Genomic DNA, 24,330 nt, shown 5'->3' on the forward strand with positions numbered 1-24,330 from the left:
GTCTCCACTACGGTGGTCATCCACTGATGGGGAACGGGAATCTGGCAGGCCTGCTCGCGCAGCGGGCATCGCGGGCCGGATGGTATGACAAGCCGGCCTACTATGCGCCCGACGTCGTGACGCATGGCCAACTTCATGACGGGGCCGCGCGTGTGGGGGACGTCCTGAGAGGCCGGGGCCTTAGCCGAGGAGATCGCGTTCTGTTGTGCCTTCCGGACTCGCCCGACCTGGTGCAGCTCCTGCTCGGCTGCCTGGCCCGTGGGATTGTGGCGTTCCTGGTGAACCCGGAGCTGCATCGCGACGACCATGCGTTTGCCGAGTGTGACACCGAACCCGCGCTGGTCGTGACCGGTGGTCCGCTCCGCGATCGGTTTCGGCCGTCGGCCGTCGTGCAGGCCGAAGAGCTGTTGTCGGATGCGGCCGCGGTGGCCCCGGGCGACTACGAACCGTTAGGTGGCGACGCGCTTGCCTACGCGACGTACACGTCCGGCACCACCGGGCCGCCGAAAGCGGCGATCCACCGGCACGCCGACGTGTTCGCGTTTGTCGAGGCGATGTGCGGTAAGGCCTTGCGGCTCAGCCCCCACGATATCGGGCTAAGTAGCGCGCGCATGTATTTTGCCTACGGTCTGGGCAATTCGGTCTGGTTTCCGCTCGCGACCGGTGGTTCGGCGGTCATCAATCCGCTGCCGATAAGCGCGGAAGCGGCGGCAACGCTCAGTGCGAGATTTGCGCCCTCGGTGCTTTATGGTGTGCCAAATTTTTTTGCCAGAGTCGTCGACACGTGTTCTCCCGATTCCTTCCGTTCACTTCGGTGTGTGGTCTCAGCGGGCGAGGCGCTTGAGATGGGTCTCGCCGAGCGGCTCCTGGAATTCTTTGACGGTATCCCCATTCTTGACGGAATTGGATCTACAGAGGTCGGGCAGACATTTGTATCCAATAGCGTCGACGAATGGCGGCTGGGGACTTTGGGAAAGGTTCTGCCACCCTATGAGATTCGCGTTGTAAACCCGGACGGCGCACCCGCCGGACCAGGGGTCGAGGGGAACCTCTGGGTCCGCGGATCGTCGATCGCGGCGTGCTATTGGAATGGTGCAGATCCGCCCGCGGGGAAGGGGGGTTGGCTGGATACGCGGGATCGGGTGTGTATCGACGCGGACGGTTGGGTTACCTACCGCTGCCGGGCAGATGATACGGAAATCGTCGGAGGGGTCAACGTCAATCCGCGGGAGGTCGAGCGACTCATTGTTGAGCACGACGCGGTAGCCGAGGCCGCGGTGGTCGGGGTAAGGGAGTTCACCGGTGCGTCGGCGCTGCAGGCATTTCTGGTGCCGACCAACGGTGCGGTCATCGACGAAGCGGTGATGCGAGACGTCCACCGAGGTTTGGTTGCCCGACTGTCGGCATTCAAGGTGCCGCACAGATTTGCCAGCGTTGAGCGACTCCCCCGAACCGCGAACGGGAAACTATTGCGGGGCGCGCTGCGCGCGGCCAGTCCCGCCAAACCGATTTGGGAACTCTCGTCGAGTGAGCCACATCGTGACGCGGCCGCGCGGCTTGACAACCGACCGGCATGGGACCGGCAGGTTGCCGTCGGAAACGCCGGCGAAGTGACGCTGAACGAGCGGCTGGCCGTTTTGCAGCAGGAACGCCGCCGGCTGGTCGTGGAGGCGGTATGTACCGAGGCCGCCACGATGTTGGGCGAGTCGGATCCGCGCTCGATCAATCGAGATCTGGCCTTTTCGGAACTGGGTTTCGACTCGCAGATGACGGTCGAGCTTTGTCGTCGGCTGGCAGCCGTTACCGGCCTGCGGCTGCCCGAGACGGTCGGCTGGCATTACTGCTCAATATCGGGGTTGGCCCAGTATTTGGAGGCCGAGCTGTCCGGATGGGACACCCGGGTGGCGTTGCCCCGGTCGACGAAGATCGGCGTCCAGGGCGGCTCACCGATCGACGAGGAGTTGCAAAAGCTCGAGGAGCTGGTCGCGGGGATCGGGGACGGCGAGCGGCAGCGTGTGGCCGATCGGTTGCGTGACCTCCTCGGTACGATCACCGACGGCCCGGATCACTTGGGCACGCGGATCCGGGCGGCCTCGACCCCTGACGAGGTTTTCCGGCTGATTGATGCTGCGTTTGGCCAGTCATGACGAGGAGCAACCGAGCAATGAGCACCAGCGTTGAAGGCGCCGATCAGCAGAGCGAAATGCTCTTTCGCTATCTGAAAAGGGTTGTTGTCGAACTCGACGAAGCACGCGCGCGGCTGCGGGACCATGAGCACCGGGCGACCGAGCCGGTGGCGGTGGTGGGCATCGGCTGCCGGTTTCCGGGCGGGGTGGATGGTCCGGAGGCGCTCTGGGACGTCGTTTCCGAGGGTCGCGACGTGGTGTCGGAGTTTCCGACGGACCGGGGCTGGGATGTGGACGGGTTGTTCGACCCGGATCCGGATGCGGAGGGCAAGACCTATACCCGGTGGGGTGGGTTTCTCGAGGATGCGGCGGGTTTCGACGCCGGGTTCTTCGGCATCGCCCCGGGTGAGGTGTTGGCAATGGATCCGCAGCAGCGGTTGATGTTGGAGGTGTCCTGGGAGGCGTTGGAGCACGCGGGAATTGACCCGTTGTCGTTGCGCGGGTCGGCGACCGGGGTGTTTACCGGGATTTTCGCGCCGAGTTATGGCAGCAGGGAGACCGGAGGCCTGCAAGGGTACGGGTTGACCGGCACGGCGGTGAGTGTGGCCTCCGGACGGGTGTCCTATGTGTTGGGGCTGCAGGGCCCGGCGGTGTCGGTGGATACCGCGTGTTCGTCGTCGTTGGTGGCGATCCATTGGGCGATGGCGTCATTGCGCGCGGGGGAGTGCGATTTGGCGTTGGCCGGTGGGGTGACGGTGATGGGGTTGCCGTCGATCTTCGTGGGGTTTTCTCGGCAGCGCGGGTTGGCCGCCGATGGGCGTTGCAAGGCGTTTGCCGAAGCGGCCGACGGGACGGGGTGGGGTGAGGGTGCCGGGGTGGTTGTGCTCGAGCGGCTGTCGGATGCGCGGCGGCTGGGGCATTCGGTGCTGGCGGTGGTGCGTGGCAGCGCGGTCAATCAGGACGGCGCCTCCAATGGGTTGACCGCGCCCAATGGGCTCGCCCAGCAGCGGGTCATTCGGGCGGCGCTGGCCAGTGCGGGGTTGACCGCGGCCGACGTGGATGTGGTGGAGGCGCACGGGACGGCCACCACGCTGGGTGATCCGATCGAGGCGGAGGCGTTGCTGGCCACCTATGGACAGGGCCGTCCGCCGGGGCGGCCGCTGTGGGTGGGCTCGATCAAGTCGAATATGGGTCACACGCAGGCCGCGGCGGGGGTGGCCGGGGTGATCAAGATGGTGCAGGCGATGCGTCATCGGGTGATGCCGGCGACGCTGCATGTCGATGCCCCTTCCCCGCGGGTGAATTGGGCCAGCGGAGCGGTGTCGGTGTTGACCGAGGCCCGGGATTGGCCGGTTGACGGGCGTCCGCGACGGGCGGGGGTGTCCTCGTTCGGCATCAGCGGCACCAATGCGCACGTGATCTTGGAGGAGGCCCCGGTTGAGGTGGGTGAAAGCGCCCAGCGCGGCCGGCGGCTGCCGGTGGTGCCCTGGGTGGTTTCGGGGAGATCGGTCGAGGCGTTGACGGCGCAGGCCGGCCGGTTGTTGGCCCATGTGCAGGCTGACCCGGGGGTGGATCCGGTTGACGTGGGCTGCTCGTTGGCGGGTCGGTCGGTGTTTGAGCATCGAGCGGTGGTGGTGGGTTCCGATCGACCGGCGTTGCTGATGGGGTTGGCCGGGGTGGCCGGCGGCGAGCCGGGTGCGGGTGTGGTGATGGGTCAGGCGGGGTCGGTGGGCAAGACGGCGGTCGTGTTTCCGGGGCAGGGTTCGCAGCGCCTCGGGATGGGCCGGGAATTGTACGACCAGTTGTCGGTGTTTGCTGAGACGTTCGATACGGTGGCCGATGAGTTGGATCGGCATCTGAGATTACCTCTGCGCAAGGTTGTTTGGGGTAGTGATGAGAATTTGCTCGATAGTACCGAATTTGCTCAGCCGGCGTTGTTCGCGGTGGAGGTGGCGTCGTTCGCGGTGTTGCGTCGCTGGGGTGTGCATCCGGACTTTGTGATGGGTCACTCCGTGGGGGAGCTGTCGGCGGCGTACGTGGCCGGGGTGTTGACGCTGGCGGACGCGGCGATGCTGGTGGCGGCGCGGGGCCGATTGATGCAGGCGCTGCCGCAGGGTGGGGCGATGGTGGCGGTGGCCGCCTCAGAAGACGAGGTGGCAGACCAGGTGACGCCGCTGCTGGCTGAGCGGGTGGGGATCGCCGCGCTCAACGCGCCCAACTCGGTGGTGATCTCCGGTGCGCGGGCCGCGGTGAGCGCGATCGCGGATCGATTTGCCGCGCGGGGCCGGCGGGTGCACCGGTTGGCGGTCTCGCATGCGTTTCATTCGCCGTTGATGGAACCGATGCTCGAGGAGTTCGCGCGCGTCGCAGCCCGGGTTGCGGCGCGCGAGCCGCAGATCGGGCTGGTGTCCAACGTGACGGGCGAATTGGCCTGCGCCGATGGTGATTTCGGGTCGGCCCAATACGGGTCGGCCCAGTACTGGGTGGAGCATGTTCGCCGGCCGGTGCGTTTTGCCGACGGCGCGCGTCGTTTGCAGTCACTTGAGGTGACCCACTTCGCCGAGGCCGGTCCCGGTAGTGGTTTGACCGGCTCCATCGAGCAGTCGCTGGCGCCGGCCGAGGCGGTGGTGGTGTCGATGCTGGGCAAGGACCGGCCCGAGCTGGCCTCGGTGCTGGGTGCGGCCGGTCAGCTGTTCACCACTGGCGTGCCGGTGGATTGGCGTGCGGTGTTCGCCGGCTCGGGTGGGCGGCGGGTGGGGTTGCCCACGTATGCATTTCAGCGACGGCGATTTTGGGAGACGCCGGGCGCGGACGGGCCCGCCGATGCGGCCGGTTTGGGTCTGGGTGGGGCCGAGCATGCGTTGCTGGGTGCCGTGGTCGAGCGGCCCGATTCCGGCGGGGTGGTGTTGACCGGCCGGTTGTCGCTGGCGAATCAGCCGTGGTTGGCCGATCACGTGATCGGCGGGGTGGTGCTGTTTCCGGGGGCGGGTTTTGTGGAATTGGTCATCCGCGCCGGCGACGAGGTGGGCTGTGCGGTCATCGAGGAGTTGGTGCTGACCGCGCCGCTGGTGATGCGCCCGGGTGTGGGGGTGCAGGTGCAGGTGGTCGTGGGGCCCACCGGAGAGGCGGGGCACCGGGCGGTGTCGGTGTATTCCCGGGCTGATCAATCCGAGGGTTGGCGGCTCCACGCCGAGGGCACGCTGGGGGAGCACGCCGCGGACCCCGCGGCGGATCTGTCGGAGTGGCCGCCGGCGGGCGCGGAGAGCGTGGACATTTCGGACGCCTACGCGCGACTGGCCGCGCGCGGTTACGCCTACGGCCCCGCGTTTCAGGGGTTGGTGGCGATCTGGCGGCGCGAATCGGAGCTCTTCGCCGAGGTGGCCGCCCCCGCCGGGGCAGGGGTGGCGGTCGACGGGATGGGCATACATCCGGCGGTGTTGGATGCGGTGCTGCATGCCCTGGGGCTGGCCCTGGGAACCGGCCCCGAGACCACCGAGACCAGGCTGCCGTTTTGCTGGCGCGGGGTGTCGCTACACGCCGGGGGTGCCGGGCGGGTGCGGGCCCGTTTCACCTCGGCGGGGGCGGATGCGATCTCGGTGGAGGTGGCCGACGCCGCGGGGTTACCGGTGCTGACGGTGGGCTCGCTGGTCACCCGACCGATGACCGCCGAGCAACTGCGGGCCGCTGTGACCGCGGCCGGCGGTGCGCTCGACCAGGGCCCGCTGGAAGTGGCGTGGTCGCCAATGTCGGTGAGCCACAACGACGGTGACAGTTCCGATCGGCCTGCCGTGGTGTCGTGGGCGGACTTTTGTGCCGGCGATGAAAGCGATGCCGGGGTGGTGGTGTGGGAATGCGGGTCTGCCGGCGAGGACGTGGTGGGCTCGGTCCATGCGGCCACCCACGCTGCGCTGGAGGTGCTGCAGTCCTGGCTCGGCGGGGATCGGGCGGGCACGTTGGTGGTGTTGACCCGCGGTGGGGTGGGGTTGGCCGGTGAGGACGTCAGTGACCTGGCCGCCGCGGCGGTGTGGGGTCTGGTGCGTTCGGCGCAGGCCGAAAACCCCGGCCGGATCGTGTTGATCGACACCGACGCGGCGGTGGATGCGGCGGTGCTGGCCGGAACCGGGGAACCCCAACTGGTGGTGCGCGCCGGCACCGTGCATGCCGCCCGGCTGTCCCCGGGCCCGCAGCTGCTGACGTTGCCGGCCGGGGAATCGGCGTGGCGGTTGGCAGCCGGCGGTGGCGGCACGTTGGAGGATCTGGTGATCCAGCCCTGCCCGGAGGCGCAGGCGCCGCTGCGGGCGGGGCAGGTGCGGGTGGCGGTGGCCGCGGTCGGGGTCAACTTCCGCGATGTGGTGGCCGCATTGGGGATGTATCCCGGCCAGGCCCCACCGCTGGGCGCGGAAGGCGCCGGGGTGGTGATCGAGACCGGTCCCGAGGTGGCCGCCGTGGCCGTCGGTGACGCGGTGATGGGGTTTTTCGGCGGGGCGGGTCCGCTGGCGGTGGTGGACCAGCAACTGATTACCCGGGTGCCGCGGGGCTGGTCGTTTGCCCAGGCCGCCGCCGTGCCGGTGGTGTTCTTGACCGCCTGGTACGGGTTGGCGGACCTGGCCGGCATCCGAGCGGGGGAATCGGTGCTCATCCATGCCGGCACCGGCGGCGTGGGCATGGCGGCGGTGCAGCTGGCCCGGCACTGGGGCGTCGAAGTCTTCGTCACCGCCAGCCGCGGCAAGTGGGACACGCTGCGCGCCATGGGATTTGACGACGACCATATCGGTGATTCGCGAACGCTGGAGTTCGAGGCGAAGTTCCTCGAGGTGACCCAGGGCCGCGGGGTTGATGTGGTGCTCGACTCGCTGGCCGGTGACTTCGTGGATGCTTCGCTGCGCCTGCTGGTCCGCGGCGGGCGTTTCCTGGAGATGGGCAAGACCGACATCCGCGATGCGCAGCAGATCGCCGCCAACTATCCCGGCGTGCGATATCGGGCGTTTGATCTGTCGGAGGCCGGTCCGGTGCGCATGCAGCAGATGCTGGGCGAGGTGCGCGACCTACTGGACGCCCAGGTGCTGCATCGGCTGCCGGTCACCACCTGGGATGTGCGCTGCGCGCCGGCGGCCTTCCGGTTCATGAGCCAGGCCCGCCACATCGGCAAGGTGGTGCTGACCATGCCCTCGGCGCTGCCCGATCGGCTTGCCGACGGCACGGTGCTGATCACCGGAGCCACCGGGGCGGTCGGTGGTGTGCTGGCCCGCCACCTGGTCAGCGCCGTCGGTGTGCGCCATCTGGTGTTGGCCAGTCGGCGGGGTGATCGCGCCGAGGGTGCGGCCGAGCTGGCCGCCGAGTTGGCGCAGGACGGCGCCACGGTGCGGGTGGTGGCTTGTGACGTGGCCGATCGCGACGCGGTAGCGGGGTTGTTTGCCCAGCTGTCGCGGGAGTATCCGCCGGTGCGCGGGGTGATTCACGCCGCCGGGGTGCTCGATGACGCGGTGATCACGTCGTTGACACCGGACCGCATCGATACGGTGTTGCGGGCCAAGGTCGACGGGGCGTGGAACCTGCACGAGGCCACCCGCGATCTGGATCTGGCGATGTTTGTGCTGTGTTCCTCGGTCGCGGCCACGGTGGGCTCACCCGGGCAGGGTAACTACTCGGCGGCAAACGCGTTTCTCGACGGGTTGGCCGCGCACCGGCAGGCGGCGGGGCTAGCCGGGGTATCGCTGGCGTGGGGGCTCTGGGAACAGCCCAGCGGCATGGCCGCGCATGTGAGCAGCCGCGATCGGGCCCGGATGAGCCGCAGCGGGCTGGCCCCGATGAACCCCGGGCAGGCGCTGGACTTGCTGGACGCCGCGCTGGCGATCAACCATCCCGTCATGGTGGCCACCCGCCTGGACCGGGCCGCGTTGGATGCCCGGGCCCGAGGCGGCGGGTTGCCGCCGTTGTTGAGCGGTCTGGTCCGGCGCCCACGGCGACGCCACATCGACGACACCGGTGATGCCGCCCAATCGAAGTCGGCGCTGGCCCAACGCCTCCACGGGTTGCCCGCGGGCGAACAACGGGATCTGCTGGTGGGGCTGGTGCGTGCGCAGGCCGCCGCGGTGCTGGGCCGGCCCGCCCCCGGGGACATCGACCCCGAGGCCCGATTCCAAGACCTCGGCTTCGACTCGCTGACCGCGGTCGAACTGCGCAACCGGCTGAAGACCGCCACCGGGCTGACCCTGCCCCCCACCCTGATCTTCGACCATCCAACCCCCACCGCAGTCGCCGACCATGTGGGTCGGCAAATCCTGGACAGCGACCGCCCCGAATCCGGCCGTGCGCGGCCGGCCGAACCCGACGCCAAGGTGCCGGTGCATTCGTCGCACAGCGCGGCGGCCCGTGATGCACGCGGTATGGGCGAACATCATCAAGGTGGTAAGCGATGAATGATCGCAAACCGGCGGCGACGGTGGCCGTCCTGGCCGTGCTGGGGGCCAGCCTGGCGCTGTGGCTATCGGGATGCTCAACCGCCACACCCGATTCCGAGGATCACGGTGCGGTCACCGCGACGGCCGACCCCGCTTTGGTGGCCGAGATCCGGCAGGTAGCGGATGCGACCAAGGCTTTGACCGGCGTGCACCTGGCGGTCCGGACGACCGGGCAAGTCGACAGCATGCTCGGCATCACCAGCGCCGACGTCGATGTTCGGGCCAAGCCGCTCGCCGCAAAGGGCGTGTGCACCTATAACGGCCAGGCCGACGTCCCGTTCCGGATCAAGGACGACGTCATCGCGGTGAAGCTGTTCGACGACTGGACCAATCTCGGCAACGTCTCCGACCTGGCGGCCTCACGCCTGGTCGACCCCACCGACGGTGTGGCGAAGATGCTTTCGGGTGTCACCAATCTGCAATCGCAAAGCTCGGAGGTGATCGACGGGGTTCCCACCACCAAGATCACCGGGACCATCCCGACGGAGGCCGTCAAGATCCTCGATCCCGGTGCCAGGAAGTCGAGGCCGGCGACCGTGTGGATTGCCGCGGACGGTTCGCACCGCCTGGTCCGGGCAAGCGTGGACCTGGGGTCCGGGTCTGTCCAGGTCACGCTGTCGAAGTGGAACGAGCCGGGCGACGTCGACTGAGCGTTGACGCCACGCGTCGGAGGCCATCTGGAAGGGGCCGCGTCAAGGCCGCACGGGTGCGCGGGGAAGCCACGTGCGCGCCACCGCGGTCAGGGCGCCCACTCCAACCAGGACAATGGTGCCGACCTGACCGAGGGCGCCGACGGCCCCGCCGGACACCAGCACCAGCCCCAACCCGAACACCGCACCGAGCACCATGATCGGCGCGACGGCGCGCCCCAGCGACCCGGTGCCCGCAGGCCGTGGCCCGGCATCGATGAGGGTGGCGACGAGATACGGCACGCCGCACGCCGCGAGCAGGGCGAACGACACCAGCGGCACCGAGGCCTGTAGCTCGCGACCCAGCAGGTGTTGCCACAGCGCCACCGAGGTCCCCAGCGCCGCGAGGTGGCAGGCCAGCACCCCGAGGCCGGTCACCAGACCACCGACGGCGCCGCGCCACATGCCGACCAGGGCCACCACCGCCAACATCGTGACCGCCAGCAGCACGGCATCGTGGGTGAGGGCGCCGCGGACGGTCGCGGCCACCTGCGCGGCCCCGCTCACCGTGATCTGGCTGTCGACCAGGCTTCCGTAGTTGGTGCGCGCGACGGTTTCGAGCTGGTGCGCCCGCCTCCCCGCATCCAGGTCCAGCGCGTCTCCCTCGGAATAGACGAACAGGCGGGTCGCCGTTCCGTCCGTCGAGAACATCCACTGGCGGACGTTCCGGTACGACGGGTCCGCCAGCGCCTTGGTGGAGAGGTAGAAGCCGCCCTCGCCGGTATCGGCGAAATCGATGCTGAGTTTTCTCAGGAACGCCGACAGCTGCACGACCTGCGGGATGGTGTCCTCAACGGTGGTTTTCAGGGCAGGCACAAAGGAGCGCAGCTGCCCCAGCGCCGAACGCATCTGTGCCACCACGCGCGGTGTGGAGGCCAACGCGCTCACCGTTCTGGCCGACACCGCGGCGATCTGGTCGGCGCCGTCGGACAGCACCGCCACATCGGCGACCACCCTGTCGAAGGGATCGACCACCTTGCGCGCGGCCGAGCACAGCGCGTCTGCGGGACAGTTTTCGATGCCGCCCATCCAGCCGCGCACCGGGTCGAGGTATCCCGACACCTGTTCGGTGGTGGCCTTGATGTTGCGGGTGCCGGAGATCACCTGGTCGATGTCCTGCTGCATTTCGGTCAGCCCGGCGACACCGGCGGTCACGCTGTGCTCTAGCTCGTTGACCGCGCCGCTCACCTGATCGACCACCGACTGAAGGGTCTTGATCGCGTTGACCTGCGGCACAAACGTCGCGGCCTGCCGGTCCAGCTGGTCGGCGAGCCGTCCCGCGGCGGAGGTCAGGGTGGCCTCCGTCCACGGGACACCGCCCGGCCATGCCGCCGACTGCACCTTGCGGACCCCGGGAAGCTCCATCAGACGGCGGCTGACCCGATCGATGGCGATCAGCCCCGCCGGGTCGCGAAGGTCGTGTGCGGACTGGATCACCACCACGTCGGGCACCGGACTGCCCGCGAGTGACTGTGCGTGACGTGTCTCGGTGGGGCTTTCGGCCAGACCCCAGCGCATCCCGATCACCGGTAGCGCGCAGATCGCCAACACCACCGCGGTGACGACGGCGGGATGAGCGAGGCCGGGTATCGACAGCGCGGGTGTCCAGACGGCACCCACGGTCGGCGACGGTGACTGCCCCCACGGCCCCGCGAGCCCGATCAGGCTGGGCAAGAGCGTCAGGCACGCGGCAACTGCCACGGCCACCCCCGGTGTGGCCATGCCCACGGCGTGCAGCGCCGGGGTCCGGGCAAACAGCAGCGGGCCGGTGAGCAGCGCGAGGCCCGCCCCGGGCAGGGCCAACCCGGGCAGGTTGTTGCGGTATGCGCGGCGGCCGGCGGTGCCAGCGCTGGCGTCGGGCCTCGGCCGCCCGACCAGCACGGCGGACGTGGTGATGGCGGCGATCATCAGGACCGCGGCCAGGGTCGCGGAGAACGTCGACAGCCCCGACCCGGTGCCCCCGCGCGGTCCCGACACCACCGCGGCCAACGGCCACGCCACCGCGAGCGACAGCCCTGCGGTCAGCAGCGCGATCCCGGCCGCCTTCCTGGACCGCCGCGCGCGCAGCAGCAGCAGAACGGCGATCAGCGCCGCGGCGATCACGATCGCCGCGCCCTGCCACCAGGTCATCCGCATGGGCGTGGCGGCGGTGGTCGCTGGGACCACGATGCGGGCGCGAAGCCCCGCACCCGGCGGCAGCGCGCGCAGCACCGATCGTGCGGCGTCGAGCGATTCCCGCGCTTGGGCGGTCCCCGCCTGGCCCACCAGCCACACCAGCGCGCTGCCGCAGCGGCCGTCTGCGCTGGTCGCCACCGGGGCGGTGAGCGGATCGGACCACCAGTCGAGCACGGATCCCACGTGGCGGGTGTCGGCGCGCAGGGCGCTCACGGCGGCGTCGTAGTACCGCTGGTCCGCCGGCCCCAGCGGGTCACGGCCTTCCAGCACCAGGTAGGCGAGGGCGTTGCTGCCGGTGCCCGGGAAGGCCGCCGCGATCCGGCTGGCGGCGGCGGATCTCGTGGCATCGTGGGGCAGCAGCGCCGAGCCGGTGTCGCCGGATTTCGGTGGTGTCAGCGCGAGGGTCAAATTCGCGATCACCGCCACCGCGATCCAGGCGGTGACCGTCAGGAGCTTGGCGAGCCGCGACCGGTCGGCCGACACGCTAGGCGTCCAGGCGGGCGAACTGATCCTGCCGATACTGCTCGACACACGCCCCTCGTCTGACCTTGCCGCTTGTGGTGATCGGGATCGAGCCTGGCGGTACCAACACCAGGTCCGCGACGCTGAGGCCGTGCGAGCTGGCCAGCGCCGAGGTGACTTCGCGTTTGATGGCGCTCAACCTTTCGGTCGCGGCCTCGTCCGAGTCGCCGCGCTTTTTGAGTTCGATGATGGCCACCAGTCTTTCGGTGCTGCGATCGCCGGGAACCGAGATTGCCGCGCAGCGGCCTCGGGTGATCTCCTGGATCGTCGCCTCGATGTCGTCGGGAGAATGGTTGCGCCCGTACACGATCAGCAGATCTTTGATCCGGCCGATGATGAACAACTCGCCGTCGTCGACGAAACCCGAGTCTCCCGTCCGCAGCCACGGACCTTCGGGTGTGCCCGCCGACGGTGCGACGATCGTCGCGCCGAAGGTGCGCTTAGTCTCTTCGGGTCGCCGCCAATAGCCGGTGGCGACGTTGTCGCCGTGCACCCAGATCTCCCCGACCATGCCCTGCGGTCGTTCGGTACGGGTCTCGGGGTCAACGATCCGCACGATCGGTGATTGCGGCACCAGGTAGCTGACCAACCGGGTACCGCGTCCGGTTGCGCACCGTTGCGCATGGCCGGCGGAGAGTTTTTCGGTCTCGAAGTCGACCAGTGTGGGTGGTTGGCCCGGCCTGCTGGTCGCCACGTACACCGTCGCTTCTGCCAGCCCATAGGAGGGGCGCAGCACCTTTTCCTGAAGATTGAAGCGGGCGAAGCGGTCGGCGAACCGCTGGAGCGTCGCCGGCTGCACCCGCTCGCTACCGCTGAGGATGGTCAGCACAGCGCCGAGATCGTGCCCGGCCATGTCGTCGTCGGTAATTTTCTTGGCCGCCAGTTCGAAGGCGAAATTCGGCGCCGCCGAAAAGGGGTGAGAATGGCCGGCCAGCAGGTGCATCCACCGGGCCGGACGCTGCAGGAACGCCACCGGGCTGGTGAGCGCCGCCCGATATCCCCCCAGAATCGGTGCGCAAATTCCCAGCACCAAACCCATGTCGTGGTAGAACGGCAGCCACGACACCAGCGTCGCGTCCGGCGGTGCGATCCCGTCGGAGTCCGCGAAGTAGCCGGACATCAGCTGTTCGAAGTTGCTGCGAAGGTTCTGATGGGACATCATCACGCCGGCCGGTGTCCGGGTGGACCCCGACGTATATTGCAAATACGCGGTGGCCGGGTAATTTTCGTCACCGGCGTCAGACCCGTTCGGAGAGTCCAGATCGAGCGAATCAACCTCGATGATCGAAGCGGCGGATTCACCGGGCTGCCGCGTAACATGCTGGGCGACATCGTCTATGACCGAGGATGTCGTGAGAACGGCAACGGGCGACGCGTCGCGCAGCACCGCATCGACGCGGTCATCGCTGGCGCCGCCCTGCGGAACCGACAGCGGAACCGCGACAAGCCCGGCCTGCAGTGCGCCGAGGAAGCCGACGATGTAGTCGAGTCCCTGCGGAGCCACGATGGCCGCGCGCTCACCCGTCGAACCGCAACGCCTCAGCTCGCGTGCGACGTTGCGGGTTCGCCGATATAGCTGCGCCCACGTCAGGCTTTCCGCAACCCCATCCCAGTCCTGCTCGTAGTCGATGAACGTGAACGCCGTCTCGTTGGGCTGCAGACGGGCCCACGCGCGCAGCACGGCAGGAAGGGAACGCACTGTCATGGGCATCACGTTACCGGCCCCGTTTCGGGGTTGTCCCGGCGTTCGTCGAATGGTAGCGGCGGCCCCCGGTGTCGGCAGAGTCGCATTTCGCCAGGTCAGCGGGGGCCGGCTGCGGCACCCGCCGCGCGGCTGGCCGCGCGCCGAACGTGACCGTGCGGTGGCGGCGGGTCCGGCGGGCCTACCACGGGAATTCGCGCCGTTTGGGCTCCGCTTCCCGCTGGGCGGTCTAAGCTTGGGGCTTCCGGCTATGGTGTCGACATCCGGGTTAGCTCGGGTCGGGGGTGGTGAGAGCGGCGCTGCGCCGTCGGCGTGCCCGTACCGAAAATCGTGTCGTCGGGTAACACCGGTTGAGCTGAGACGAGGATAAAGAGCGATGGAAACACGTGTCACTCCCATTGCGGTCATCGGGATGGCATGTCGACTTCCCGGGGGAATCGACTCGCCCGACATGCTGTGGGAGTCCTTGGTGCGCGGGGACGACCTGATCACCGAGATTCCGCCTGACCGCTGGGACGCCGACGACTATTACGACCCTGAGCCGGGGGTTCCCGGTCGGACGGTGTCGCGGTGGGGCGGGTTTCTCGACGACGTCGCCGGCTTCGATGCCGAGTTCTTCGGGATCAGCGAGCGGGAGGCGATCTCGATCGATCCGCAGCACCGATTGTTGCTGGAAACCGCGTGGGAGGCGGTCGAGCATGCCGGACTGGATCCGGCGTCGCTGGCCGGGTCCGCGACGGCCGTGTTCACCGGGCTGACGCACGAGGACTACCTGGTGCTCACCAAGGGTGCCGGCGGTTTGGCCAGCCCGTATGTGGTTACCGGCCTGAACAACAGCGTGGCCTCCGGGCGGATCGCCCACGCGTTGGGCCTGCACGGCCCCGCGATGACGTTCGATACGGCGTGTTCTTCGGGCCTGATGGCGGTGCACCTGGCCTGCCGTAGCCTGGGCCAGGGCGAGAGCGATCTCGCGTTGGCCGGCGGCTGCGCGGTGCTGCTGGAGCCGGACGGAAGTGTGGCGTCGTCCGGGCAGGGCATGCTTTCGCCGACCGGTCGCTGCCATGCCTTCGATGTCGGGGCGGATGGTTTCGTGCGCTCCGAGGGCTGTGCCGTGGTGTTGCTCAAGCGATTGCCCGATGCGCTGCGCGACGGTAACCGGATCCTGGCCGTGGTGCGCGGTACCGCCGCTAACCAGGACGGTCGCACGGAAACGCTGACGATGCCGTCGGAGGACGCGCAGGTCGCCGTGTATCGCGCGGCGTTGGCGGCGGCGGGAGTGCAACCCGACACGGTCGGCGCGGTGGAGGCGCACGGCACCGGAACCCCGATCGGTGACCCGATTGAGTACCGCAGCCTGGCGCGGGTGTACGGCGTCGGCAACCGCTGCGCGCTCGGATCGGCCAAGAGCAACATCGGCCACAACGAATCCGCGGCCGGGGCGGTGGGCCTGATCAAGGCGATTCTGTCGCTGCGGCACGGGGTCATACCGCCGCTGCTGCACTTCAACCGGCTGCCCGAGGAACTGGCCGAGATCGAGACGGGACTTTTTGTGCCGCAGGCGGTTACGCCATGGCCGATCGGTGACGAGCAGGCGCCGAAGCGGGTCGCGGTGTCCTCGTTCGGGATGTCGGGAACAAACGTGCACGCCATCGTCGAACAAGCACCGGAGACCGCCCACGATGACACCTCGGCGGAGTCCGTGGGCCCGCAGCTATTCGCGTTGTCCGCCACGTCCACCGACGCGTTGCGGCAGACCGCGCGCCGGCTCGCCGAGTGGGTGGAGGAACGCCCCGACTCCCTGACGCCCGCGGACTTGGCCTACACGCTGGCGCGGCGGCGCGGGCATCGGCCGGTGCGCACCGCGGTGGTGGCCGCAACGCTGCCGGAACTCGCGCAGGGCCTGCGGGCGGTGGCCGACGGTGACCGCCGGTATGAGCCCGCGGTGGGACACGGCGACCGCGGACCGGTGTGGGTGTTCTCCGGGCAGGGATCCCAGTGGGCCGGCATGGGCGCTGACCTGCTCGCGCGTGAGCCGGTGTTCGCCACGACCGTCGCAGCGCTGGAGCCGGTGATCGCCGCGGAATCGGGCTTCTCGGTGACCGAGGCGATGACGGCCCCGCAGACCGTCACCGGGATCGACCGGGTGCAGCCGACCCTGTTCGCCATGCAGGTCGCGCTGGCCGCCACCATGGAGACGTGCTACGGGGTGCGACCGGGCGCGGTCATCGGACACTCGCTGGGCGAAGTTGCCGCGGCCGTCGTCGCGGGGGCACTGTCGCTGGAAGACGGGGCGCGCGTCATCTGTCGGCGCTCCCGGTTGATGTCCCGCATTGCCGGCGCCGGCGCCATGGCATCGGTGGAACTGCCTGCCAAACAGGTGAATTCGGAGCTCATGGCCCGCGGCATCGACGATGTCGCGATCTCGGTGGTGGCCTCCCCGGCCTCGACGGTGATCGGCGGCGCCGCCGAGACGGTGCGCGACCTGGTCGCCCGGTGGGAGCAGCGTGACGTGATGGCCCGCGAGGTGGCCGTTGACGTGGCGTCGCACTCGCCGCAAGTCGACTCGATCCTCAACGAGTTGGCCGCCGCGCTGGCGGAGCTCAAGCCGACGGCACCCAAGGTTGCGTACTACTCGGCTACCCTGTTCGACCCCCGCGAGCGCCCGACGTGCGACGGCCGGTACTGGGTGGACAATCTGCGCAACACGGTGCAGTTCGCCGCGGCCGTGCAGGCCGCGTTGGAGGACGGCTACCGGGTGTTCGCCGAGCTGTCACCGCACCCGCTGCTGACCCACGCCGTCGAGCAGACCGCCCGGAGTCTGGACATGTCGGCGGCCGCTCTGGCCAGCATGCGGCGGGAGCAGCCGCTGCCGCTGGGGCTGCGCGGCTTGCTTACCGACCTGCACAGCGCGGGCGCCGCCGTGGACTTTTCCGTGCTCTACCCCGCGGGGCGGTTGGTGGATGCGCCGCTGCCGGCGTGGACGCACCCGCGTTTGCTCATCGACGGCGACGGGCCAGAACGGCAGGCGCAGGGCGCCTGCACCGTCGCCGTTCATCCGCTGCTGGGCGCGCATGTGCGGCTGCTCGAGGAGCCGGAACGCCACGTCTGGCAGGCCGACGTCGGCACCGCCACGCTGTCCTGGCTGGGCGATCATCAGGTGCACAACGTGGCCGCCTTTCCCGGGGCCGGCTACTGCGAGATGGCGCTGGCCGCCGCCGAGGTGCTCGGCGAGGCGACCGCACGATCCTGGGAGGTCCGCGACATCGCCTTCGAGCAGATGCTGCTGCTGGACGACCAGACGCCCATCGATGCGGTGGCCACGGTGGACGCGCCGGGTGCGGTCAGCTTCGTGGTGGAGACCAACCAGGACGGGGAAAAAGCCCGGCACGCCACGGCGACGCTGCGCCCCACCGAGGATGACCCCGCGCCACCCGCCTACGACGTCGCTGCCCTGCTGGCGGCGCATCCGTGCAGCGTGAGCGGGACCGAATTACGGGCATCGTTCGTCGAGCGCGGGGTTGCGCATGGTCCCGCGTTCAGTGGTCTGGCCAGCGCGCGCACCGCCGAGGCGGGCGGCCCCACCGTGCTGGCCGAGGTCGGGCTGCCCGCGTCGATCCGCTTCCAGCAGGGCGCCTACCGCGTGCACCCGGCGCTGTTGGATGCCTGTTTCCAGTCCGTCGCCGCCGGCGTGCAGGCCACCGCCGGTGGTGGCCTGCTGCTGCCGTTGGGTGTGCGCCGGCTGCGCGCCTACGGATCCACCCGCAACGTCCACTACTGCTACACGCGGGTGACCAAGGCCGACGCGACCGGAGGGGAGGCCGACCTCGACCTGCTGGACGAGCACGGCAACGTCCTGTTGACCGTGGTCGGGCTGCGCATGGGAACCGGGACCACCGAAACCGGCGAGCGCGATCGGCTGCTCAACGAGCGGCTGCTGACCCTTGCGTGGCAGCAACGAACGCTGCCCGAGGCCGCGCCCGACGAGGCGAGGTCATGGCTGCTGATCGACACCTCCGACGCCGTGGACATGCTGGCCGCCAGGCTGGCGGACGCGTTGAAATCCCACGGTCCCCAGGGCACCGAATGCGTCAACCTCCCCTGGTCGCGGGAGGCGGATCCGGCGACCGGCCGGGAACGGCTGACAAGTCACCTGCGCGCCCGCCTGGTCGATGGCGTGGTGGTGCTGTGTGGGTCCGGGGTCGGCGACCCCGATGAGGCAAGACTGCTGGCCGGTCGTGAGCAGGTGCGGCAGCTGGTCCGGATCACCCGGGAGCTGGCCGAATTGGAGGGCGAGCTGCCTCGTCTGTTCGTGGTGACCAGGCAGGCGCAGATCGTTCGGCCGCAAGATCAGCTCAACCTGGACCAGGCCGGGCTGCGTGGCCTGCTCCGGGTGATCAGCAGCGAACATCCGCTGCTGCGCACCACCCAGATCGACGTGGACGACCACACCGACGCCGAACACGTGGCCCACCAACTGCTGGGCGGATCCGACGAGGACGAGACCGCCTGGCGCCATGGCGAGTGGTATGTGGCGCGGTTGTGCCCCGCTCCGCTGAGCCACGACGAGCGGCACACCGCCATGGTGGATCACGAACGCGACGGCATGCGGCTGCAGATCCGTACCCCGGGTGATCTGCAGACGCTGGAACTGGCCGCCTGCGAGCGGGTTTCGCCCGGGCCCGGGCAGATCGAGGTCGCGGTCAGCATGTCCACCGTCAACTTCGCCGATGTTCTCATCGCCTTCGGGCAATTCCCGGTCATCGATGACCGCCAACCGCAATTGGGGATGGACTTCGTCGGTGTGGTGACCGCGGTCGGGGAGGGCGTCACCGATCACCAGGTCGGCGACCGGGTCGGCGGGTTTTCCGAAGGCGGCTGTTGGCGGACGTTCCTCACCTGCGACGCCACCCTTGCCGCCACCCTGCCACCCGGCCTGACCGATGAACAGGCGGCGGCGGCCGCCACCGCGCACGCCACCGCCTGGTACGGGCTGCACGACCTGGCCGGGATCAAGGCCGGTGACAAGGTGTTGATTCACTCGGCGACCGGTGGTGTGGGGCAGGCGGCGATCGCGATCGCGCGCCATGCGGGGGCCCAGATTTTCGCCACCGCCGGCAGCCCCGAGCGTCGGAAACTGTTGCAGCACTGGGGCATCGAGCACGTCTACGACTCACGCAGCGTCGAGTTCGCCGAGCAGATCCGACGCGACACCGACGGCTACGGCGTGGATATCGTGCTGAACTCGCTGACCGGTGCGGCGCAGCGCGCCGGGTTGGAGCTGTTGGCCTTCGGTGGACGGTTCGTCGAGATCGGCAAACGCGACGTGTATGGCAACACCCGGCTGGGGCTGTACCCGTTCCGACGCGGCCTGACGTTCTACTACCTGGATCTGGCGCTGATGTCGATCCTCCAGCCCGGCCGGGTCCGCGAGTTGCTCACCACGGTGTACCAGCTCACCGCCGACGGTGTGCTGGCGGCACCGCAGTGCACGCATTACCCGCTGGCGGATGCGGCCAGCGCCATCCGGGCGATGAGCAATGCCGAACACACCGGCAAACTTCTGCTCGACATGCCCCGCGGCGGGCGCAGCAGCGTGGTGGTGCCGCCGGAGCGGGTTCCGGTGTTTCGCCGCGACGGCGCCTACATCATCACCGGTGGCCTGGGCGGCCTCGGCCTTTACTTCGCCTCGAAGATGGCCGGGGCGGGCTGCGGCCGCATCGTGCTGACCGCGCGCAACCAGCCCAACCCCAGAGCCCGGCAGACAATCGAGCGCTTGCGCAAGGGCGGGGCCGACATCGTGGTCGAGTGCGGCAATATCGCCGAACCCGACACCGCCGACCGCCTGGTGAGCGCGGCCACCGCCACCGGGCTTCCGGTGCGTGGTGTGCTGCACGCGGCGGCGGTGGTCGAGGACGCCACGCTGACCAACATCACCGACGAGCTCATCGACCGCGACTGGGCGCCCAAGGTGTACGGGTCCTGGAACCTGCACCGCGCCACCAGCGGGCAGCCGCTGGACTGGTTCTGCCTGTTCTCGTCCGGAGCGGCCCTGCTGGGCTCGCCGGGGCAGGGCGCCTACGCCGCGGCCAACAGCTGGGTCGACGCGTTCGCGCAGTGGCGCCGTGCGCGGGGCACGCCGGCCAGCGCGATCGCCTGGGGTGCGTGGGCGGAGGTCGGCCGCGCCACCTTCCTGGCCGAAGGCGGCGAAATCATGATCACCCCCGAGGAGGGTGCGTATGCCTTCGAGACGCTGCTGCGCCACGACCGCACCTACACCGGCTACATTCCGATCATCGGGGCACCTTGGCTGCCCGACCTCGTGCGCCGCAGCCCATGGGGGGAGATGTTCGCCTCCACCGGGCAAAGCGCAAGGGGGCCAAGCAAATTCCGCACCGAGCTGAGTTCGCTGCCGCACGACGAATGGCCCGCCCGGCTGCGGCGGCTGATCGTCGAGCAGGCGAGCCTGATCCTGCGCCGCACGGTCGACGCCGACCGGCCGTTCGTTGAGTACGGGCTGGACTCGCTGGGCATGCTCGAGATGCGCACCCACATTGAAACCGAGACCGGGATACGGCTGTCCCCCAAGGTGATCGCCACCCACAACACCGCGCGCGCACTGGCCCAGCACCTGGCGGACACGCTGCTCGCGGAGGACGCCGATAAGTAGCTCGCGCACCGTGGGGTCACTCCATCACCCAGCCGTACTCCGCGGGCACCGTGCACAGCAGGGCGCGGATCGCCTCGAGGGTCTGTTGGGCCTCGATGTGTCCGTGATGCTCGATCACCATTTGCCCGCCGTGAACCCCGCAGCCGTAGAAATCGAGGGGGACGGTGATGGAACAAAAGAATTGGCCCTGAAATTCGCCCAGCTCCAAGCCCTCGGGGGTGGGGACGGGGAGCGCGCTGACATCGGTGCAGAACACCAGCGGCGGCAGCCCCGGTGGAGTTCCTTCGAATGCCACGCCAAAGTTCAGGGCCGACTGCTGAATCAGGCCGTCGGCCAGGTCCGCCCGAAAGGTGGCGCCGATGTCGGTCGCCAGGTCCACGATGTCGGTGTTCGGCCCGATCTCCGCGAGGTAGGTTGCCACCCCGACCAGGTTGGTACTCTCGGTCGGCCTTACCGGCGGGGTGAGGAAGTATCGCAGGTCGACCGGATACGCGTAGGGGATCGGGACGTGCGGGGTTTCCCGCATCCGCCACTCGGTCAGCAGGATGGCCGCGGCCACCACGGTGTTGACGCTGACCCGATTCTCCCGGCTGAACTCCACCAGGTCGGCCGTCTGCTGCTCGGTGAGCCGGACCCTGGTGACCGGAACGGCCTGCGGCGATCCGGGAGTGGCAACCAGGGTCGGCTTGACGGAGGCGGGTAGGTCGTAGGCGAACATCACCGGCATGAAACGCTCGACGCCCGACACCCCGAGCCTTTTGACGCCCCGCTGTTGCAGCACGACCTCGAGTGGCGCCGGAGCCGGCTCCGGGATCACCGGACCGGGGTCGCCGGTAGTTACCACAGCGGTGTACCGGGTGAACAGCTCTTCGAGAAGGCCGGCCCCATGGTGACCGTCGGCGATGCTGTGGTGCAGATACACCGTCAGCGCCGATGTTTGCTCGCCGAGCGTCAGCCGAAGATTCAACAGGGACGCGGTTTGATCGAGCCGGATTCCGGCCGGCGTCGCGTTGTTGCCGTCGACGACACATATCCCGGAATGCAGCAGGTCGTCGGCGACGAGAAACCAACCGCCATCGGGGCTTGGCTCCAGGTGACTGGCCAACACCGGGTGGGCCGCCACCAGGGCGTCGAACGCATCCGATAGCGCATCGACGTCGACACCACCGTGCAGCCGCACCGTCATCGACGTGAAAACCTCGTATTTCGCGAAGACTTCCTCGCTGTGTGACAGCTTTCGGATCACCGATCCGCCAAACACCTCAAAGACTCCCAACTGGTCGCGGCATGCCGGGTCAATGCGTGCTGGCCCGTCGATACCCGACTGCCAGCGGCAGTGCGCACGCGGCGCAAATGCCCACGGCCCACAGCAGCGTGGCGATCATCGGAGCCAGCACCGGACCGCCCGCCGACAATCCGCGCATCGCCGCGACGGCGTAGCTCACCGGCTGATGCGCGACCACCGGCTGGATCCAACGTGGGTATTGGTCCAGCGGCACCAGACCCGTGGAGAAGAAGATCGCGATCGCTTGCACCAGCTCAACCGCTTCCACAACGAAAGCTTGGGTGGCGTAGAAGGCCACGGTCGTGACGGTAACGGCGAATGCGATACCCAGTATCACCGGAACACTAAGCCAGGTGAGGCTCGCTATTGCGCCCTGCCGAAACCGGAAGCCCAACATGACGCCCACACTCAGCATCACGACGGTGGTGAACAGAATCCGAACCGCGTCTCCGAGGATTCGAGAGAGCAGGCCCGATGCCCGGTGCACAGGCAGCACCCACAACCGGGAAAGCAGCCCGATGGAGCGCTCGCGCATCAGGTCGATTGCGACGAACGATGATCCAGTGATCGCGGCGCCGATCGCGATGAGCGGAACGATGCTGTACATCGCGTTGTCGTGGGTTACGGCGTAAATCAGATTACCGAGCACGACCTTCAACACCAGCATGAACAGAATCGGTAACACCAGCGCTTCGACGGCGGTCAGGTAGTCACGCGACCACCGACTGAGTATCCGCTTGGTCTGCACCACAGTATGCGAAACGAGCTGCCTGACAGAGTTTTCCGGGTACTGCGAGCGCACGGGTGCAAACCCGACTTGTTGACTTGTCATAGAAATCATGGCCGTCTGGACAACACGAAGATGGATAAGGGCACCAGGAGCACCATAAAACCGAGCAGCCACGCCAACGTCGGCACCATGACAGGCCACGCCACCGGTATCGCTGTCTTGATGGTATCCCCGGCCAGGGCGCGCAGCGCCGCCACGAACTGGGAGATCGGTTGGTTACGGACAAACGGATGTATCCAGTGAGGAAACAGCTTGATGGGCATGAGACCGATCGACAGCAGGCCGAAGATCAAAATGGGCAATGTCAGCAGCGGCAGCATGGCGTCGGGGTTGCGGGTCGCGGTGCCGATCAGGTCAGCGGCAAATGACAGCAGGGTCCCGATCACGATCGCCAATACGCAAAAGCCGATGATAGCCAGGGGGCCACGATGGAAGCGGAACCCGATCGCGTAGCCGCAGATCAGCGATACCGCCAAACCCCAGCAGCAGCGGTACACGGCGACTGACACCCGCGTCAGCACCGGCATCAACGGAGCGATCGGCATGGACCTGAACCGTCGATTGATGCCCAGCAGAGAATCGGTTGCCGCCCGGAAGGCCGAGGAAATGGCGGCGAACGCAATGGACTGCAGCACGATCAGCGGGGCGATGTATTGCCCCAAGTTACTGGCGACGCCTGGGCTGCCACCACCCACGTAATGGTTCCACGGTATGGCGAACGGTATGTAGAAGCCCACCGTGAAAACCACCGGCGCACCAATCGTGGTGACTTCTTCAGCGTTGCGCAGGCCCGGCGCGATGAAGCGCAGAAACAGTACCCACCACTGCCGGATCGTCGACAGGCGTGGTTCCCCCATGCTTGGGCGTGGCCCCGTGAAGGTCGAGGCCGGAATCGGATCGAAGGCCGGGGCGCTCACCGCATGGCCCCGGACGCAAGATGGCTTAGAGACTCGCTGGGATCTGATGTCAGGGACAGGAATACGTCGTCGAGCGACGGCCGGCGTAGCGCGATTTCGGCCAACTCGATATTCGCCTCGTCGAGTCGGCGCGCGGCCTCGATGAGCGTGCTGGTCCCGCGTGGCGCCGGAATCGCAATCCGGTCTGATTCGGGTGTCAGCATGGCCGTGCTGTGCTCGGGCAGCAGCGGACCGAGCGCTGCGACGATAGCGTCCAGATCCTTGAGATCCCGCGGCACTATTTCGCAGAAGGTGTCGCCGGCGCGGTGCTTGAGCTCAGTTGCGGTGCCGTCGGCGATGACCGTGCCGTGATCGATCAACACGATGCGGTCACAGAGCGCATCCGCCTCCTCGAGATACTGCGTGGTCAACAACGTGGCGATGCCGAGCTTCTTGAAGCTGGCCACCAGATCCCAAATAGCTTGCCGGCTCCTCGGATCCAGCCCGGTGGTGGGCTCGTCTAGGAACGCCACTTGGGGTCGGACCACCAGTCCGCACGCGATGTCGATCCGTCGACGCATCCCGCCAGAGTACGTGCTCACCGGCCGCTTCCTGGCATGCACGAGGCCGAATTGCCCGAGCAGTTCCCGCGCCCGTTGGCGCGCCGCGGACTTGCTCAACCCGTACAGACGACCGAACAGCACCAGGTTCTGCTCACCGGAAAGCGCGTCGTCGACGGCCACCTGCTGTCCGGTGACCATGATCGAGCGCCGCACGCTGGCCGGGTCGGATGCGACGTCGTAGCCGGCGACGGTCGCCGAGCCTCGATCCGGCCGCGTCAGCGTCGACAAGATGTCCACCATGGTCGTCTTGCCCGCCCCGTTGGGGCCAAGCAGACCAATCACCTCACCGCGGCCCACGTCGAAACTGACGTCATCCAGCGCCACCACCTTGCCGTATGTCTTGCGAATCCCGCGAACCGCCACGGCCTTATCTCTATTGGGCATCTGAATTCTC

The 24,330-nt window shown here is 68.4% G+C and carries 10 protein-coding genes; 4 read left to right on the forward strand and 6 right to left on the reverse strand.

Annotated elements, in window-relative coordinates; all coding sequences use genetic code 11:
- The first annotated feature begins 26 nt into the window (after positions 1 to 26).
- Genes G6N20_RS03590 through G6N20_RS03600 form a run of 3 tightly spaced genes read left to right on the forward strand, consistent with a single transcriptional unit; the run spans position 27 to position 9,237 of the window.
- On the forward strand, positions 27 to 2,147 hold the full coding sequence (locus tag G6N20_RS03590) for a p-hydroxybenzoic acid--AMP ligase FadD22 (RefSeq protein ID WP_083046821.1): 2,121 nt from the start codon (positions 27 to 29) through the stop codon (positions 2,145 to 2,147).
- A 17-nt stretch (positions 2,148 to 2,164) separates the two neighbouring features.
- Complete coding sequence (locus G6N20_RS03595) at positions 2,165 to 8,545, forward strand: type I polyketide synthase (protein ID WP_083046822.1); 6,381 nt, start codon at positions 2,165 to 2,167, stop codon at positions 8,543 to 8,545.
- The gene (locus tag G6N20_RS03600; RefSeq protein WP_083046823.1) at positions 8,542 to 9,237 is read left to right on the forward strand and encodes an LppX_LprAFG lipoprotein; all 696 of its coding nucleotides are present in this window, start codon (positions 8,542 to 8,544) and stop codon (positions 9,235 to 9,237) included. The genes G6N20_RS03595 and G6N20_RS03600 overlap by 4 nt, the downstream gene beginning before the upstream one ends.
- A gap of 42 nt (positions 9,238 to 9,279) precedes the next feature.
- Here the strand turns inward: G6N20_RS03600 and G6N20_RS03605 are convergent, their stop codons facing one another.
- Together G6N20_RS03605 and fadD28 are read right to left on the reverse strand one after the other, a co-directional pair.
- The gene (locus tag G6N20_RS03605; protein WP_269474167.1) at positions 9,280 to 11,982 is read right to left on the reverse strand and encodes an MMPL family transporter; all 2,703 of its coding nucleotides are present in this window, start codon (positions 11,980 to 11,982) and stop codon (positions 9,280 to 9,282) included.
- On the reverse strand, positions 11,936 to 13,678 hold the full coding sequence (gene fadD28 / locus G6N20_RS03610) for a fatty-acid--AMP ligase FAAL28/FadD28 (protein WP_083046824.1): 1,743 nt from the start codon (positions 13,676 to 13,678) through the stop codon (positions 11,936 to 11,938). The genes G6N20_RS03605 and fadD28 overlap by 47 nt, the downstream gene beginning before the upstream one ends.
- Positions 13,679 to 14,051: 373 nt before the next feature.
- Between fadD28 and pks2 the strand changes: the two genes are divergently transcribed.
- Positions 14,052 to 20,342, forward strand: a complete 6,291-nt coding sequence (pks2, locus tag G6N20_RS03615; protein WP_083046825.1) for a sulfolipid-1 biosynthesis phthioceranic/hydroxyphthioceranic acid synthase — start codon at positions 14,052 to 14,054, stop codon at positions 20,340 to 20,342.
- Between the two features lie 16 nt (positions 20,343 to 20,358).
- Here pks2 and G6N20_RS03620 read toward each other — a convergent pair whose 3' ends face one another.
- From G6N20_RS03620 to G6N20_RS03635, 4 genes are read right to left on the reverse strand one after another with little or no spacing between them, the layout of a single operon-like run.
- Entirely contained in the window at positions 20,359 to 21,603 is a 1,245-nt protein-coding gene (locus G6N20_RS03620) for a phthiocerol/phthiodiolone dimycocerosyl transferase (protein ID WP_083046826.1), read from the reverse strand.
- 34 nt (positions 21,604 to 21,637) lie between these two features.
- Positions 21,638 to 22,468 carry an ABC transporter permease gene (locus G6N20_RS03625; RefSeq protein WP_083046827.1) on the reverse strand — a complete coding sequence of 277 codons (831 nt, stop codon included), beginning with the start codon at positions 22,466 to 22,468 and terminating at the stop codon, positions 21,638 to 21,640.
- Positions 22,465 to 23,334, reverse strand: a complete 870-nt coding sequence (locus G6N20_RS03630) for an ABC-2 transporter permease (protein WP_083046828.1) — start codon at positions 23,332 to 23,334, stop codon at positions 22,465 to 22,467. The genes G6N20_RS03625 and G6N20_RS03630 overlap by 4 nt, the downstream gene beginning before the upstream one ends.
- Positions 23,331 to 24,320, reverse strand: coding sequence for an ATP-binding cassette domain-containing protein (locus G6N20_RS03635; RefSeq protein ID WP_083046829.1), 990 nt, complete (start codon positions 24,318 to 24,320; stop codon positions 23,331 to 23,333). Before G6N20_RS03635 ends, G6N20_RS03630 begins: the two co-directional genes overlap by 4 nt.
- Positions 24,321 to 24,330: the final 10 nt, after the last annotated feature.

The organism is Mycobacterium shinjukuense, assembly GCF_010730055.1.
Lineage (GTDB): Bacteria > Actinomycetota > Actinomycetes > Mycobacteriales > Mycobacteriaceae > Mycobacterium > Mycobacterium shinjukuense.

Excerpts from the sequence above, each read along its gene's own strand:
- G6N20_RS03590 (WP_083046821.1), top strand. The coding sequence starts at position 27 with ATGGGGAACGGGAATCTGGCAGGCCTGCTCGCGCAGCGGGCATCGCGG.
- G6N20_RS03595 (WP_083046822.1), top strand. The coding sequence starts at position 2,165 with ATGAGCACCAGCGTTGAAGGCGCCGATCAGCAGAGCGAAATGCTCTTT.
- G6N20_RS03600 (WP_083046823.1), top strand. The coding sequence starts at position 8,542 with ATGAATGATCGCAAACCGGCGGCGACGGTGGCCGTCCTGGCCGTGCTG.
- fadD28 (WP_083046824.1), bottom strand. The coding sequence starts at position 13,678 with ATGACAGTGCGTTCCCTTCCTGCCGTGCTGCGCGCGTGGGCCCGTCTG.
- pks2 (WP_083046825.1), top strand. The coding sequence starts at position 14,052 with ATGGAAACACGTGTCACTCCCATTGCGGTCATCGGGATGGCATGTCGA.
- G6N20_RS03625 (WP_083046827.1), bottom strand. The coding sequence starts at position 22,468 with ATGATTTCTATGACAAGTCAACAAGTCGGGTTTGCACCCGTGCGCTCG.
- G6N20_RS03635 (WP_083046829.1), bottom strand. The coding sequence starts at position 24,320 with ATGCCCAATAGAGATAAGGCCGTGGCGGTTCGCGGGATTCGCAAGACA.